Annotated in this window: 10 protein-coding genes; 3 read left to right on the top strand and 7 right to left on the bottom strand. The window is 67.6% G+C overall.

Translation table 11 applies throughout. The features are described from left to right. Positions 1-39: 39 nt before the first annotated feature. Together N912_RS0128520 and N912_RS0128515 are read left to right on the top strand one after the other, a co-directional pair. Positions 40-3,306: a hypothetical protein gene (locus tag N912_RS0128520; RefSeq protein ID WP_156994120.1), complete on the top strand. Its 3,267-nt coding sequence runs from the start codon at positions 40-42 to the stop codon at positions 3,304-3,306. Continuing rightward, complete coding sequence (locus N912_RS0128515) at positions 3,306-7,943, top strand: DEAD/DEAH box helicase (RefSeq protein ID WP_028925071.1); 4,638 nt, start codon at positions 3,306-3,308, stop codon at positions 7,941-7,943. The genes N912_RS0128520 and N912_RS0128515 overlap by 1 nt, the downstream gene beginning before the upstream one ends. A gap of 53 nt (positions 7,944-7,996) precedes the next feature. Here the strand turns inward: N912_RS0128515 and N912_RS0128510 are convergent, their stop codons facing one another. From N912_RS0128510 to N912_RS0128485, 6 genes are all read right to left on the bottom strand, one after another. After that, a complete protein-coding gene (locus tag N912_RS0128510) occupies positions 7,997-8,797 on the bottom strand; it encodes an SAM-dependent methyltransferase (RefSeq protein WP_028925070.1) in 801 nt (266 codons plus the stop codon). A 69-nt stretch (positions 8,798-8,866) separates the two neighbouring features. Continuing rightward, the gene (locus tag N912_RS60780; protein WP_051580925.1) at positions 8,867-9,571 is read right to left on the bottom strand and encodes a rhomboid family intramembrane serine protease; all 705 of its coding nucleotides are present in this window, start codon (positions 9,569-9,571) and stop codon (positions 8,867-8,869) included. Between the two features lie 80 nt (positions 9,572-9,651). Next, entirely contained in the window at positions 9,652-10,158 is a 507-nt protein-coding gene (locus N912_RS0128500) for a DinB family protein (protein ID WP_028925069.1), read from the bottom strand. A 441-nt stretch (positions 10,159-10,599) separates the two neighbouring features. After that, positions 10,600-11,013 (bottom strand): hypothetical protein, encoded by a 414-nt coding sequence (locus N912_RS0128495; RefSeq protein ID WP_156994119.1) that lies wholly within the window; start codon positions 11,011-11,013, stop codon positions 10,600-10,602. 51 nt (positions 11,014-11,064) lie between these two features. Further along, positions 11,065-11,928 carry an aspartate/glutamate racemase family protein gene (locus N912_RS0128490; RefSeq protein ID WP_028925067.1) on the bottom strand — a complete coding sequence of 288 codons (864 nt, stop codon included), beginning with the start codon at positions 11,926-11,928 and terminating at the stop codon, positions 11,065-11,067. Then, positions 11,925-12,605 (bottom strand): GntR family transcriptional regulator, encoded by a 681-nt coding sequence (locus tag N912_RS0128485; protein ID WP_028925066.1) that lies wholly within the window; start codon positions 12,603-12,605, stop codon positions 11,925-11,927. The genes N912_RS0128490 and N912_RS0128485 overlap by 4 nt, the downstream gene beginning before the upstream one ends. A gap of 258 nt (positions 12,606-12,863) precedes the next feature. On the opposite strand from N912_RS0128485, the gene N912_RS55260 reads away from it, so the two are divergent. Further along, on the top strand, positions 12,864-14,213 hold the full coding sequence (locus N912_RS55260) for an MFS transporter (protein ID WP_051580924.1): 1,350 nt from the start codon (positions 12,864-12,866) through the stop codon (positions 14,211-14,213). On the opposite strand, the gene N912_RS55255 is transcribed toward N912_RS55260, so the two are convergent. Beyond that, positions 14,174-15,403 carry a serine hydrolase domain-containing protein gene (locus N912_RS55255; protein ID WP_037067100.1) on the bottom strand — a complete coding sequence of 410 codons (1,230 nt, stop codon included), beginning with the start codon at positions 15,401-15,403 and terminating at the stop codon, positions 14,174-14,176. The two genes, N912_RS55260 and N912_RS55255, sit on opposite strands and share 40 nt — an antisense overlap. Positions 15,404-15,429 lie beyond the last annotated feature (26 nt).

The raw sequence follows: 15,429 nt of genomic DNA, 5'->3' as shown, positions 1-15,429 counted from the left end.
GTGAGTACAGATCATGCAAGTCCGAGCCATGCTCTGAGGGTGTCGGCGGCCGAGCTGCTCCGGATGCGAGAAGAACGCTGGTCGCGGCGGCTTCGAGGCCTTTCACTCGTGGCCGAGCTCGAGATCAAGGAGGCACATCGCAAGCAGGTCTGTCAGGTACTGGGGCGGACCTACGCGAAGTGGACGGGCACAGGACGAGCAGAGCAGCTCTTCAACCGGTGGCCGGCGTGCGTCCTGGTGGCAACGACCGGGATCGCCTCCCGGGACTATCGCCGGGGTGGGCTCTGGCCGCAACTGTGGGATGAACTCGGATACGACGGCAATCAATTCGACCAGACGGCGTGGGGTCGAGGGTTTCGCGCGGCGCTGACGGCTTTGGGATTGCCAACGTTCGACGAGTCCCCGCTACAGAACCTCGGCCCGATCCTGATGCACGCGGGAATTCCCGACTATTGCCTTGAGGACTACTTCCGACTACTCGATCACCGGCGGCGCCTCGATCCGGACTTGGATGCCGAGTCCTTCTTTCAATGGGCTAGAGGCCGGGCGAACCGGCTGAACGCGCTGGACAAGCCCGCCAGTCGCTTCCTCACGTATGGCAGCGAGTACGCCTACGACTTCGTCGAGCGAAGCTTCGACCTGCTCGACCGACTGCGCGAGCGGTCCGGGTACCTGGACGTCGTGGGGCTGCCGCCCAGGGTGGTGGCGCGAGCCCAGGAGATCTCCGCGCGAGGGGTCTTCGGGGCACGACTTGGACACGTCCGCTGGGGCGGCGCAAGCCGCGTGGAGCGTCCTCGAATCGGCCTCGACCCGTTCGGCCGGGGCGTCCAGGTTGTGCTTCCGTCCGTTAACGACGCCCCGGGAGGCTTCGTCAGCTGGTCGGTGACCGCTGATGGACAACCCCATGTCGTGGAGAGCCAGGCGCGGTGGGCCGGAGTGGCCGAGTCCGCTCCGCCGACCTCGTTTGCACTGCTTCGGCCTGTGCGAACAGTCGTGGTCTCGACGCTTGACAGCACTGATCAGACCAAGCTTCCGGTGATCGACGCGGACAATCCAATGTTGGTATTCGACGAGGGTGGACGGCGCATCCCGGCTACCGCTCCGCTGGCACCGGACGTGGTGTGGGTCGTCCACCCCGAGACGAACGAACTCGTCGGCGACGGCCGAATCGACATTGTTGTGGAAGGCCAGCTCCCTCTTGGGTGGAACGGCTGGCGTCTGCGCCAGGTCAACCTGCGTCGGGTCCGCTCGCTCGGGCTCGACGGCTTGTCCGGTACTTGTCGACCGATCCAGGGATACACCCAGGCTCGTATTGGTACGACGCCACCGCTACGCGGAGTAACGACGCCGTACGGCACCCCGGTCTGCACCGAAGCACCGGACATCTGGCTGCCGGCAGAGCGGAACGCACGGACGGCATGGGCGGTGGAGATTCGGCGCAATGATGGCAACGCGAGAGCCTTCGAGACTTTTGCATTGGACGAACCCCAGACGGTCACCGAGCTGTGGGACCGCTTGCCGCGACCGTTGTTGGGTTCGTTCGACATTACCATCCGCGGTTCGCTCGGACGTAGTATCACCCGGACCATCTTTATCGCGGAGTCATTGGACGTACTTTTCACTCCTGATGTGCGGGTATTCGGAATGGACGGGCTCGCCTCGGCCCAGGCGGAGCTCGTGCCGGCCATTGGCGCCCAGGCACATCCTCGGGTGCTGACATTCGATTCGACCCAGCGGACAAGCGTTGTTGAGTACCGGGCCGGTTCGGAAACCGAGCCGTTGGTTGTCACGCCTCCGCACGTCCAGGTCATGCACGAGCGCGCGGATGAGCCGGTGGCTTGGTCGGCGAGCCCGGTACGGATCACCGCCGACACCTTTGACGAGGAGCCGGGCGTCCTGCTGGTGCGTGTTCCCGGCATGACGACAGTGCCCCGGTTGCGCGTTCTTGCCAGCGGCGAGGTGGTCCAGGAGGTCCCTTCGAGTGGTCGGACACGGGAGGGAACCGCTCGCTTCGAGCTGGTCCGCATGACGGGTACCGTGGCCGCGCATCAGCAGGTTGATCTGGTGCTCGACGCTCCGAACAGGTCACTGCTGGCAATGGTTCGGCCCCGCAGGCTCGCCACCGGTGTTGAACAGGTGGGCGACGTCCTCAGGCTGCGCGACGTAGTCCGCGTTGATGGCCTCACGGCCGGCCTGTACCTTCTCCGCGCGCCGTGGCGGGCGCCTCTCACACAGCTGGTCGGAGCCGACGGAAGCGTTGCGGTGCCGCCTGAGCTACGGGATGCCGGCCCGTTGACCGTGGCGCTTCGGGTCGACGATCCGTGGGCTCCCAGCGCGTGGCCGCGTTGGCCTTCGGACGCGCTTTATACCCCCGGGATCGGGTATCTGACCAGCCGCGACCCGGACGAGACCGCGCTGTCGAAGTTTGCGGCCGGGGAGGCGGACATCCCGGTCGAGTGTGCTGATCTGGGCAAGATCTGGCAGCTTCTCACGCTTGCGCCGCGCCTGTATCGGTCGACTGAGGCTAGCCGTATCGCCGATCGGTGCGCCGAGGTCCTCCGGTCCAGGCCAGGTGCCGCACTCGTGGCACTCGCTGATGTGGGCCTGCCCCCCGGCGAGGTCGTGACCGCGGTGGTCAGCTCGGGCCTCGCGGGTGTCGGCGCAACGGTGAGTGCTGAGATCGCCAATCGGCTTTGGCCGGTTGTCCCGCTACTCGGTGCGCTCTCCGCTCATCTAGACGACGAGGATGTCCGGGGTGCCGCCCTCGCGCAGTGCGGGGAAACGGTCGATGCTCTGCTGTCGACCGGCGTAGACCCGGCCGCGACGGTGTGTCGGTTCGGACGCGAGGCAATCGCCATGGTTGCCATGCAGCCTCAGCAGTTGGAGAGCCTGTGGCGAGCAGCTCAGGTCGTTCCGAGGGCACTGCTGGATCCGGACAGCAGAGCGGTCGCGGCCCGTCGGCTCTTTGATCACCGCGCGGACCGCGGAGTCTGGCAGGTCGGAGGTATGGCGTCCGGCATCGCCCGCAACGCCCTGGCTCTGCTGGATGGTCGCCCGCGACTTCGCGCTCAGATCACTGCTCGACAAGGCGCCCGCGGTGCCGGCGAGTGGTTGGACCTCCCTGCCGCTTCGGCAGCGCTGGCTCTCGTCGCACGCCTTGCCGCGCGCGGCGATGTCCGCTGCCAGCGCATGGAGCAGTTGTATCGAGCGAAGTGGCGTCGACTGGCGGTAAGCGCCCCCGAGCTGGTGACCATCGATCTGGTTCTGGCCGAGTTGTTGGTCGGCCTTGAGACCGAGGAGATCTAGTGCACGAGACTCTCGATGCGCTGGCGGCGAGTGAGCTGATTACGGCCACGTACCGGCGCTATCTGCGGTCACTGTTGCCCATCCGCGACTCGCACATGTTGGCCGCACTCAACCAACAGATCGCCGATAGTCCGATGCTCACCAAGGGGCCGCTGTTGGAGGCGACGCCGCCCTATACGCCTGGCGCAACCCTCCGCCGGCTCATCGACGAGGGTGTCCTTCACCGGGCATTCGGCGAGTTGGCGACCGCCGCGTTGCCGCTGGACCGTCCGCTGTATCTCCACCAGGAGCAGGCGATCCGGAAGGCATCGCGCGGTCGTAACCTGGTGGTGGCCACGGGTACCGGGTCTGGCAAGACCGAGAGCTTCCTTCTGCCCATCCTGAACTCCCTCATGGCTGAGCACGCCGACGGTACGCTTGGTCCGGGGGTGCGGGCCTTGCTGCTATACCCCATGAACGCGCTGGCGAACGATCAGCTCAAGCGTCTCCGCCAGATGCTCGCCCGAACGCCGCAGATTACCTTCGGCCGGTACACGGGGGACACCGAATACAGTGCGCAGCGCGCGGAAGACACTTTCACAGCGCTCAACCCCGATGATCCTCGCCTACCGAACGAGCTGCTCAGCCGCGACGAGATGCGGTCCGCCCCGCCGCACCTGCTGTTGACCAACTACGCCATGCTCGAGTACCTGCTGCTGAGGCCGGCCGACATAGAACTGTTCCACGGTGGGACCTGGCGGTTTCTCGCGGTGGACGAGGCACACGTCTACAACGGGGCGAAGGCGGCGGAGATGGCGATGCTTCTTCGCAGGCTTCGCGATCGTGTCGCGCCTGAGAGAGCCTTACAGTGCATCGCCACGAGCGCGACCATCGGGGACGACCCGTACACCGTGGTGAAGTTTGCGTCCAATCTGTTCGACGTCCCGTTCGAATGGTCCAACAACGATTCCGATCGGCAAGATCTCGTATCTGCGACGCGGCAGTCCACTGTGGTCTGTGAGCCCTGGGGGCCGTTGGCGACCGCCACCTACCGGCAGCTCGCCACATGCGCGGAACCCGCGGACGCGATCGTGCGGTTGGCCAAGGAACACGGATTCGACGCCAGCGATGCGGCGCAAGCGCTGGCACACGAGCAACTCATGGTGACGCTTCGCCGGCGCCTGGCTGACGGTCCGGAGCCACTCGACGGCCTCGCAAGTGAGCTGTGCGCATCCGATGGTGACCCGCGCCAGGCGCTTGCGGCGGTGGTTGCACTCGGCAGCCGGATTACCGACGTTTCGGGTGCCCCTGTGCTGTCTGCTCGGTACCACCTGTTTGCGCGCGCTACCGAGGGCGCCTTCACATGCCTGTCGCCCGACGACCCACACGTGTCGCTGAGCCGGCATGACGTCTGCGAGACCTGCGCTCGGGCCATGTTCGAGTTCGGCGCGTGCAAACGATGCGGAGCCGTCTACCTGACCGGCACGATCACTAGCGACGGCCGCTTTGCCCCTCGAGTCAAAGCGGACGAGCTGCGATCGTGGGCTTTGTTGGGTGACTCGCCTGTATTGGTCGATCAGGACGACGAAGAGCTCGAGGAGGCGTCGTCGCTGAAGGAACGTGATGCGTTGTTGTGCGCGGGCTGTGGTGGCCTGAGCACCGGAGCCGGCGGTGGTTCCTGCGGCCAACCGGGATGTGCTTCGACGACCTTGTGGCCCGTCCGACTGCTGTCGCAGGTGCGCGGCTCCGCGCCGAGGGGATGCTTGGCCTGCGGCGCACGCGGCGCCGCCATGGTGCGCCTGTTCGACAGCGGCACCGACGCTGCGACATCGGTGCTGGCCACGGCCCTCTACCAGGAGCAGCCGCCAGCCGCCGAGGAAGCGTTCGCCGACCAGCCGGGAGAGGGGCGCAAGCTGCTGTCCTTCAGCGACAGCCGACAGGCCGCCGCATTCTTCGCCCCGTATCTGGCGTCCAGCTACGAGTCCATCCAGCACCGGAAGCTCATCCTCGGAGGTCTCGCGGCAGGTGCCCGCGCAGGTGAAACGATCAGCGTGAGCGATTTGACGTTCCACGTCGCTCAGGCGGCCGGCCACTCGAATGTGTTTCGCCGCCGCGACTCGCGCCAGCAACGCGAACGCGCGGCTGCATTGTGGATCATGCAGGAGCTGGTAGCGGTCGATGACCGCCAATCGTTGGAAGGTCTCGCCCTGCTCAAGGTCGGCCTCGGCCGCGACGAGCGGTGGAAGATCCCACCCGGCTTCACCGGCCTCGGATTGTCCGACGAGGAAGCGTGGAACCTGTTGTCCGAGTTGATCCGCACCGTCCGTCAGCAGGGCGTCGTCGACATGCCTGATGGCGTCGACCCGCGCGACGAAGCGTTCGATCCCCGCCGAGGGCCGATCTACCTGCGGGAAGAGGGATCGGAGCCAACCCGAAAGGTGCTCAGCTGGTTGCCCACACGAGGAGGCAACCGTCGCCTTGACTACGTGCGCCGAGTGCTGGCTTCCACCGAATGCGGTCTCGACCCCACACAGGTACTGCGTGGTTGCTGGAGGTTTATCACCCAGCCGGCCGAAGGATGGCTTGCGAGCGATAACGTTCGGCAGTTGGGGGCCGTGCGGCAAATAGACCACACATGGCTGGAGCTTTCACTGGTGGACAAACCGATCTACCAGTGCGATCGCTGCCTACGGGTGGCTGCCGTATCGGTGCGGGGAATTTGCCCGACGCTCGGCTGTGACGGCACATTGCACACCTTCTTGCCGCGTGGTGCGGACGAGGACGACAATCACTACCGAGGGCTCTACAGAACGCTGAATCCGGTACCGATGGTGGCGAAGGAACACACCGCGCAGTTGCAGAGCCGCGAGGCCGCGGAGGTACAGCAGGGATTCGTCAGAGGACAGGTGAACGTGCTGTCCTGCTCGACGACTTTCGAGCTTGGAGTCGACGTCGGTGAGCTGCAGTCAGTCATGCTGCGCAACATGCCACCGAATACCGCGAACTACCTGCAACGGGCGGGACGCGCTGGCCGCCGTACCGAATCAGCCGCCCTCGTGCTCACTTACGCGCAACGCCGCTCGCACGACCTGTCCTGCTACGCTCATCCCGAGGCGATGATCGCTGGCGAGGTGCGTGCGCCCTATGTGCCGCTCGGCAACCAACGGATTGACCGACGACATGCGCACTCGATCGCGCTCGCCGCATTCTTCCGCCACGCAATGGACTTGGCGGGTGAACGATGGAGCACCGCGGGGCAGTTCTTCCTCGGTGACAGCCCACCGTCTTCGCGCCTTCGAGCTTTCCTAACTCCGGTCCCCTCGGGGGTGGACAGGTCATTGCGCGCTGTGTTGCCCGCCGACGTCCAAACGGCGATCGGCGTTGACAGCGGGGCCTGGGTGACGACGTTGTGCGATCTGATCGACGTAGTGCGTCTCCAACTTGCACACGACGTCGACAACCTCGAGGAACGGCGACAGCATGCTTTCGAGCAGCGGCGCGGGTACGACGTCCAGCGTTTCGAGAAGACCATCGCCACACTGACCTCGCGGGAGCTCATCGGCTACCTCGCCAACCGCAACGTGCTTCCGAAGTACGGGTTCCCTGTCGACACTGTCGAGCTTCGAACCAGCTACTCAGCCCATCCGGTGGGCAGCAAGCTCGAACTCAGCCGCGATCTGTCCGCCGCCATCTATGAGTACGCGCCGGGCTCTGAGGTGGTCGCCGGCGGTTGGCTGTGGCGATCGGGCGGGGTCTATCGATTGCCCGGACGTGAGCTGATCAGCAAACGTTACGTGGTATGCGAGGGGTGCCAGCACTACTGGGAGGGTGACGAGGACATCGATCCGGTGTGCCCATCCTGCTCCGTCGTGGCGCACCGGGACAAGCAGTATTATGTTCCCGAATTCGGCTTTGTCGCCGAACCGGAACCCAGCAAGCCCGGCACCGCGCCGCCGAGACGAAGCTGGAACGGCGCGACCTATGTCCGCACGCTCGGCGACCAGGATGTCGGCTCGACGGTGTGGCGTACCCACGACGGCGGGTCCGTGCGCGCCCGTTCAAAGGCCAGGGGCGAGCTGATCGCCGTGTCGGAGGGGCCGAACGGCGGCGGCTACTTGATCTGTGACTGGTGCGGCGCGGGACACAGCGTGTTGAGCAAGCCCGCCAAGAGCCATCCCCACTTGCTACGCAACACCGAGTGCGCCGGGCCTATGCGCCAGCGGTCTCTCGCGCACCCCTACGAAACCGACCTGCTGGATCTGTCGTTCGACCCGTTGGCCGTGCCGCCGACCATGGCCAAGGACGCATGGTTGTCGTTGCTCTACGGCCTACTGGAGGGCGCCGCGATCGGGCTTGAGCTCGGCCGTGACGATATTGGCGGCACTCTTTACAGACGACCCGAGAACGGAACTGGAATCGTCCTGTTCGACACGGTGCCCGGCGGCGCGGGAGGAGTGCTCCGAATCGGTGAGGCATTCGACATCGTGGTGGCCTCAGCTTTCGGCCGGATCGAGAACTGTGACTGCGGTGAAGAAACATCGTGCTACGGCTGCCTTCGCAACTTTTCGAATCAACGGTTCCACGCTGATCTAAGCCGCGCCGGCGCGCTTTTGGCACTGCGCCAGCTTGCTCACGGGGGTGGGCTGATCCGTGAGTGAGCGCCGTGCTCAGATCGGCCGGCCGTGCTCAAACCCATGCTGGCCACAGGGGCTCAGGGCTTGCGCGCGACTCCGACGTGAACCTCGCGCATCGGGGTGGGGCTGCCGATTTCGGGGACTTCGGGTCGCCAGTCTGTCACGGGCACCAGGCCGGGTTCGACCATCTCCAGGCCGTCGAACCGTCGGCGTATCTCCTCGACCGGGTACGGGACGTAGGGCACGGCGCCGGTCTGTTCGTAGTTCGCGCAGAGCGTGGTGAAGTCCTCGTTGGTGTCGTTGGCCTCGTTGGTGGCCAGGTAGCTGCCGGGTGCGACCGCGTCCATCACCCGCGCGACGATCGACCGTGCCGCCTCGAAGCTGCGCGCGTGGCCGAGCACGCCCATGAACATCACGGCGATCGGCTCGTTGAAGTTGAGCACGTTGCGTGCATCGGAGACGATCAGGTCGGGGTCGTGGCAGTCCGCCTCGATGTAGGCCGTGACCCCTTCCGGGGTGGTGTTGGTCAACAGCGCGCGGGCGTGCGCCAGTACCACCGGGTCGTTGTCCACGTACACCACGCGGCATTCCGGGGCGATCGACTGAGCGATCTCGTGCGTGTTCTGCATGGCGGGCAGGCCGGCGCCGATGTCCAGGAATTGCCGGATGCCGGCCTCGCCGGCCAGGAAACGCACTATGCGGATGGAGGCCTGCCGGCACTCGCGCGCCATCGCGCGCATGTCGTAGAGCTCGAGGCCGGCGTCTCCGGCCTGTTTGTCGACGGCGTAGTAGTCCTTGCCGCCCATCCAGTAGTTCCAGATCCTGGCGGCGCCGGGAACGCCGAAGTTGATCCTGGGATCCGGTGAGCTGTCGGCCACGGTGGGATCACCCTCCCTGAGCAACACTCGGCGGGCCTGTACGCGGCCATGTGTAGCACGTCCGAACGCTCATTGGTTCCTCGGCGGCGGCAGCGTCGCCACGATCATTCCGGTGGCCAGGCCGATCCCGTGGCTGTCCCCGACGGCGAGCATCGCGACGGTCGCGGCGCCGACGACGACGAGGATGCCGACGCGCAGGGCGTGCTCGCCGGCGAGCTTTCGGGTGAGCCGGAACGCCGGGATCATGGCCGTCCCGGCCACCGCCCCGGCGATGGGCCCGCCGAGCGCGAGCGCGCTCAGGTAGGCCGCGAAGAACAGTCCGTACAGCAGGCTCGGCCACGGCGGGAGGCGCGTGGAGGACGCCACCGCGACCATCATCGCGCCGATCAGGCCGGCGACCCCGGCGGACGAGCCGGAGTCGGTCTGGTCCGGGAACAACACCGAGGTCACCGCGATCGCCACCACACCGCCGGCGAGGTAGGCGACCAGCCAGCGCCGCCATCCGTAGCGGCGTTCGACGGCGATGCCGGCCAGCACGATCCCGAGCAGGTTGAACGCGAGGTGGCCGAGGCCGTATCCCTGGATGAGCATGGGCGTGAGCAGCCGCCACCACTGCCCCTGGGCGAACGCGTGCGGGTCCTGCTCCAGCGCGCGCACCAGCCCCGGGGACACCAGGGCCGGAACGCTCACGGCCGAGGTGAGGACCGCGACGGCCAGCGTCACGGGGTATCGGCGCGCGACCCCGCCCGCCCACTTCGAACAGTCGTCGACCACGCCGGCGTACGAGATACCGACCCTCCCTGTTGCTGGTGCGGCTGGGCAGACCATGAGAACACGCGCGCCGAGGCGACCGCTCACCGCCGCTCGCGCTGCCGGGCCGTGGACCGGTCGATCTGTTCGCGAAGTATGTCGCCGTGCCCCGCGTGCCGGGCGAACTCCTCGATCATGGCGAGCAGGGTCCACCGCATGCTGACGGTCCCTTCGCGGGGGTTGTCCTTGGTGTCGTCGAGGTCGAAGCGGGCGGCGATGACCCGTGACCGCCGGCTGGCGCGTTCGAACTCGGCGATCACGTCGGCCAGGGGCTCGTCGTCCGCGACGGCGAAGGTGCCCTCGTCACGGTTCGAGTATCCGTCGCATTCGGACTCGTCGAGCCCCGCCCAGAACCGTTGGAACCAGATCCGTTCGGCGGCGGCGGCATGCTTGATCAGCGAGATCGGTGTCGTCAGCGACGGGACGAGTCGCCGGCGGGCGTCGGCTTCGGAGAGGCCGCGCGCGGTCTCGATCAGCGCTTCGCGGTTGCGATCGAGCGTGTTCTCGATGAGCTCTCGTTCGGCGCCATTGGTCATTCGGTCGGCACTCATGGGGTTACTCCATTCTCTTTGTGCATGGCTGGGAGCCCGCGCGGTGACGGTCGCGGTTCATCAAGGGGATTTGATGGGCGGGGTGCGGGCGGACTCACGCACCGCGGCCGAGGGCGATCCGGGTCAGAACCCGGACGCGTACGCCGCACAGTGTCCCACGGCCTCGGTACGGGCGGGGACGGGGTCGAAACGGTTTACCGGGGAACGGCGGCCGCCGCCAGGCCGCGCAGCGCTCGCACCAGGGGCAGCCGGTCTCCGGGCGGGATGCGGTCGAGCGCGGTGCGGATCCCGGCGCGGTGGGACTGCTGGACGTGCTCCAGCAGGGCGCCGCCGGATCCGGTGAGCTCGACGCGGACCGCGCGGGCGTCGGTGGGGGAGGGCGCGCGCTGGACCAGGTTCTTGCGGGTTCAGGTTCCCGCTCGGAGTCGGTCCAAACGGCGCTCAGACGCCGACCAGGTTCCAGATGAGCAGGTCGTGCACCTCGTGTGCCTGTTCCTCGTCCTGGCAGCACAGCTCGAAGTAGGTGGAGCGCACCTGGATCTCGACGGTGGTGGACCTGGGGATCGAGCGGTGGTCCGGGGCGAGGTAGCTCACGGTGGATATCTGGGAGATCGGTATCGAGGTGAGGGCCGTTCGGCCTTCGCGGCGGCTGGAGTCCAGGACCATGAGGCGCCGGTTGGTGACCGCGAGAAGGTGAATCCCTCCCGGGCAACCCCGGTAGATTCCGTCGAAGCGCTCCCCGTCGAAGAGATTGTCGTGCAGCGCCGCCAGATCCGGTCGGTCGTCCTGTTCGTGAGCCGGGTCCGGGGTGGGAACCGTATCGAGAATGTCTGGGCCTCTCGGCACGCGGGCCACGGCGAACCGCCTCCTCACGGAAACCCCGTTGTGACGCCCGGACCTACCCCGTCAGGTGGTGCGCAAACCTCGAACGGCCGTCGCCGATTCCGCCAGCGCCTCGCGCGCACGCGCCGAGACGGCGTCCATCATCTCGGCGGGCGCCCGGGCGTAGCCGTGCCGGTGGCTGACGGTCAGCCCGGAGTTGCGGGACAGCCAGGCCAGCGCCTCGGCATGGGCGAGCAGCGCGGCGAAGGCGTCGACCACCGGGATCCCGGCAAGCTCACCGATGCCACCCCGGGTGAGCAGGCTGTTCAGCACGCCCTCGGCCGGGATCAACAGGTCCGCGGCGGCGTCCGCGCAGCGTCCGGCCGCGGCCTCGAACCTCGGGAGCAGCAGGGCGGGGTCGCCGTACGCCCGATGCATCTCGTCCTCGCCGATGGGCGGGTCGACCTCCACGATCGCCGCCACCCTCGCCGCGAACCCGTACCGGCCGACCAGGTCGACGAGCCGGTCCTTGTTCGACTCCGCGATGCCGATCAGGCCGAGGTGGCACCCGGCGGCCGCGCTCATCATGAGCGTGCTCTCGCAGAGGCTGACGACGGGGATGTCCACGGCGCCGCGCAGCTCGGCCAGGACCGGGTCGAAGAAGCAGCTGACCGCGAAGGCGTGGTAGCCCTCCTGTTCGGCGCGTCCGGCGTTGCGCAGCAGTTGCACGCCGAGCAGGTACTCGGCGGCGGGATAGCGCAGCAGCTCGACCGGCGGGACGCCCTCGGGGTAGGTGCCGGGGGCGACTCCGTGCACGTCGACCACTGTCGAGGGCCGCACGCAGCGCGCGGCGTGCTCCTCGAGCTGTTGCGCGTACAAGGGCAGCACGCTCAGGTCGGTGACGCTCTGGACCCAGATCCTGGTGGTGTCGGGCGTCGGGCCGGTCACTGTCGTCCTCCGCTCTCCGTCATGTTGTCGGTGTTGTCGGCCAGTGCGGCGGCGGCCGCCCCTCGGATGTGCCGGCTCCACAGCTCGGCGGCGCCGGCGGCGTCCCCCGAGGCGATGAGCTCCAGCACCTGCTCGATCTCGGCGATGCTGTCGATCGGCCGGCCGGGCCTGGACAGCGACCGGGCCCGCAGCTGGTAGAGCCTGGACTGCAGCAGCGCGGCCTGGCCTCGGAGCACGTCGTTGCCGCACCCGGCGTAGAGCACGTCGTAGAAGCCGGTCTTGGCGTCGAGCATGGTGGTGACCGAACCGGTGGTGTGGGCGTCGCGCAGCCGGGCCACCACGTCGCGCAGCTTGTCACGATCCGAGCTGTCCGAACGCTCGACGAACAGCCGCACCGCCATGCATTCGAGCGCCTCGCGAACCTGGTAGACCTGGCGGGCCTCGTCGGCGGTCAGCACGGCCACGGCCGGGCCCCTGTTGGGCGCGATGGTCACGAATCCCTCGGCCTCCAGCTGGCGAAGGGCCTCCCGCAGGGTGTTGCGGGAGATGTCGAGCCGCTCGCACACCTCCCGCTCCACCAGCCGTTGGCCGGGCCGGAGATCCCCGTTGACGATCTCCGCCCGGATCACCTCGACGACCTGCTCGCGGACCGGGGCGTAGACGCGGGTGATCTTCATCGGGGCTCCCCTCTGCCGCCTGTAGGTTACACCTACTGCCCAACAGCCCTATTGACCAACCGTAGGACAATCCAATACTTTCGGGCCGATCGGCGCCGTGGGCGCCGGCTAGGAGAGGTCAGGCATGTCGCTCGCCCCCACGTCGATGGCGCTGCCCGGTCCGGCGATCCACGCGGCGGCCCGGGTCGCGCGTCGACGGCGCCGGCCCGGCCGCGTTCCTCGTCCGGGCTCCACTTTCTTCTTTCTTTGAGGACGACAATGAAGTCAGACGACCGACCAGCTCGTGAGATTCGTAAGGTCGCTTTCGCCAGCCTTGTCGGAACGACTATTGAATGGTACGACTTCGTCATTTACAGCCAGGCCGCAGCGCTGGTGATGAACCGGTTGTTCTTCCCCGAGTTCGACCCGGTGGTCGGGACGCTCGCGAGCCTCGCGACATTCGCGGTCGGCTTTGTGGCCAGGCCGGTGGGCGGCATCATCTTCGGACATCTCGGCGACCGGGTCGGCCGCAAGACGACCCTGGTGACCACGCTGCTCATCATGGGCCTGGCGACCGTGTTCGTCGGCCTGCTCCCGACCTACGCCCAGATCGGCATCTGGGCTCCGATCGTGCTGGTGGTCCTGCGCATCCTGCAGGGCGTCGCGGTGGGCGGGGAATGGGGCGGCGCGGTGCTGATGAGCGTCGAGCACGCGCCCTCGAACAGGCGTGGTTTCTACGCGAGCTGGGCGCAGTTGGGCATCCCGCTGTCGCTCATCCTGGCCACGGGAACGCTCGCCGGAATATCCGCCGCGATGCCCGAGGCGGCGTTCGTCTCCTGGGGCTGGCGGTTGCCGTTCCTGCTCAGCGCCCTGTTGGTGGTCGTCGGCCTGATCATTCGCCTCCGCGTCGAGGAATCGCCGGTGTTCGCGCGCATCCGGGCCCAGGGGCGCCAGGTCAAGCTCCCGATCGGCGAGATCCTCCGGACGGCGAAGAAACAGGTCCTGCTCACCACCGGACTGTGCGCGGGCATCAATGTCGGGTTCTACGTGATCACGGTCTACGCGATCGCCTACGCGACGACCACCGTGGGCCTGAGCAGGAACGAGACGCTCTTCGCCCTGATCGTCGGCTCGATCGTCGACTTCGTGGCGATCCTGCTCTTCGCGCTGCTCTCCGACCGGGTCGGCCGCCGGCCCATCCTCATCTTCGGAAACATATTCCTCGCGGTCTTCGCCTATCCCTACTTCGCCATGGCCGCATCGGGATCGGCGGCGCTGCTCACCCTCGCCACGGTGCTCGGGCTCGCGCTGGGCCATGCCCCGGTCTACGCGGTGACCTCCAGCTTCTTCGCCGAGTCGTTCACCGCGCGGACTCGCTACAGCGGCATCTCGCTCGCCTACCAGCTGGCCGCCGCGCTGATCAGCGGCCCGACCCCGATCGTGGCCGCGGCGCTGGTGGCCGGTTTCGGTGGCTACCTGCCGGTCGTGACGTTGATGGTCGCGACAGCGGTGATCTCGCTGCTGTGCCTGGTGTTCCTCGCCGAGACGCGTCATCGGGCGATCGAGGACGGTGAGCCGGAGGCCGCCGATCAGCGGGTGGGTGTGGTCGAGCCCGGCGCGGCCGGGTAGAGGACCGGCAGCATGGCCTTGAGCAACGTCAGCGCCGATCCTTCTCCGGAGGGCACGGCGGCGAGGTTGGTGGCGATGACGACGGTGCGCGCGGTCGTCGGGTCGTGGCCCATGAAGGTCATGAACCCGGGGATCTGCCCGTCGTGGCCGATCAGCGGGCCGAACCGGGCGATGCCCAGCCCGTAGCCCGCGGCGGCGGGCTGGGCGGGGTCGGTGGGCTGGATGCTGTCGAGGCGCAGCTTCTGGGTCTGCTCGTTCAGCAGTCCGCCGCCCACCAGCGCCCTGACGTAGACGGCCAGGTCACCGACCGTCGAGATCGCGCCTCCGGCCGTCCACGCCCAGGACGGGCTGGCGTCGGTGTCGTCGTTCGGCTTCAGCGTGCCCGCGAGCGCCTCGGCCCGTTGGGCAGGCGGGAGGGCGTAGGTGTCGATGGTGGAGACGTTGGTGCCGAACGAGTAGCCGCGCGGATGGGGGTCGGGGAGCGAGGCGTCCGTGCCCGCCGGCAGCGAGGTGTGCGTCAGGCCGAGCGGGGTGAAGATCCGCTGTTGGAAGGCCCGTGCGGCCGGCATGCCGGTGAGCCGCTCGATGATCAGGCCCAGCAGGATGGTGTTGGTGTTGCAGTAGTCGAACCTCTGTCCCGGCGCGAAGTTCACCGGGTGGGCGAAGGCGATCGCCAGCAGTTCTTCAGGGGTCCAGACCTTGCCGGGGTCGCGGTCCAGGGACTCGTTGAACCCTGTGTCGAAGGTGTAGCTGTAGAGCCCGCTGCGCATGTCGGAGAGCTGCGCGATGGTGATCTTGTCACCGTTCGGGACCTCGGGGCGGTACTTCGAGACCGGGTCGTCGAGGCGGAGCCTGCCCTCCTGCGCCAACTGCAGGATCACCGTCGAGGTCATTGTCTTGGTGTTGCTGCCGACCCGGAAGTGGTCCTCGGTCGACATGGGCTCGTCGCGGCCGACCACCCGGGAGCCGAACGCCGCCAGCCAGTCACCCTGGCCCGGCGACCTGACCAGCACGACGGCACCCGGGATGGCGTTCTCCCTCATCACCCGCTCGATCAGCGGGCGCAGGGTGGCCGCGTGCGGCGGCGGGTGCTCGGCGGGAGCCGGCGGCGCGGCCGGCGAACCGCACGCCGACGTCATCACCAGCCCGATGGCCACGATCACCGCCGCGAGACCTGCCGACCGTCCCATGCCATCTCCACGTCAGCCAAGAGTGG

The sequence above is a fragment of the Actinospineispora acaciae DSM 45401 genome, from assembly GCF_000620785.1.
Taxonomy (GTDB): Bacteria; Actinomycetota; Actinomycetes; order Mycobacteriales; family Pseudonocardiaceae; genus Pseudonocardia; species Pseudonocardia acaciae.
The sequence above is the reverse complement of the archived record's forward strand: the minus strand, read 5'-3'. Positions and strand labels throughout refer to the sequence as shown.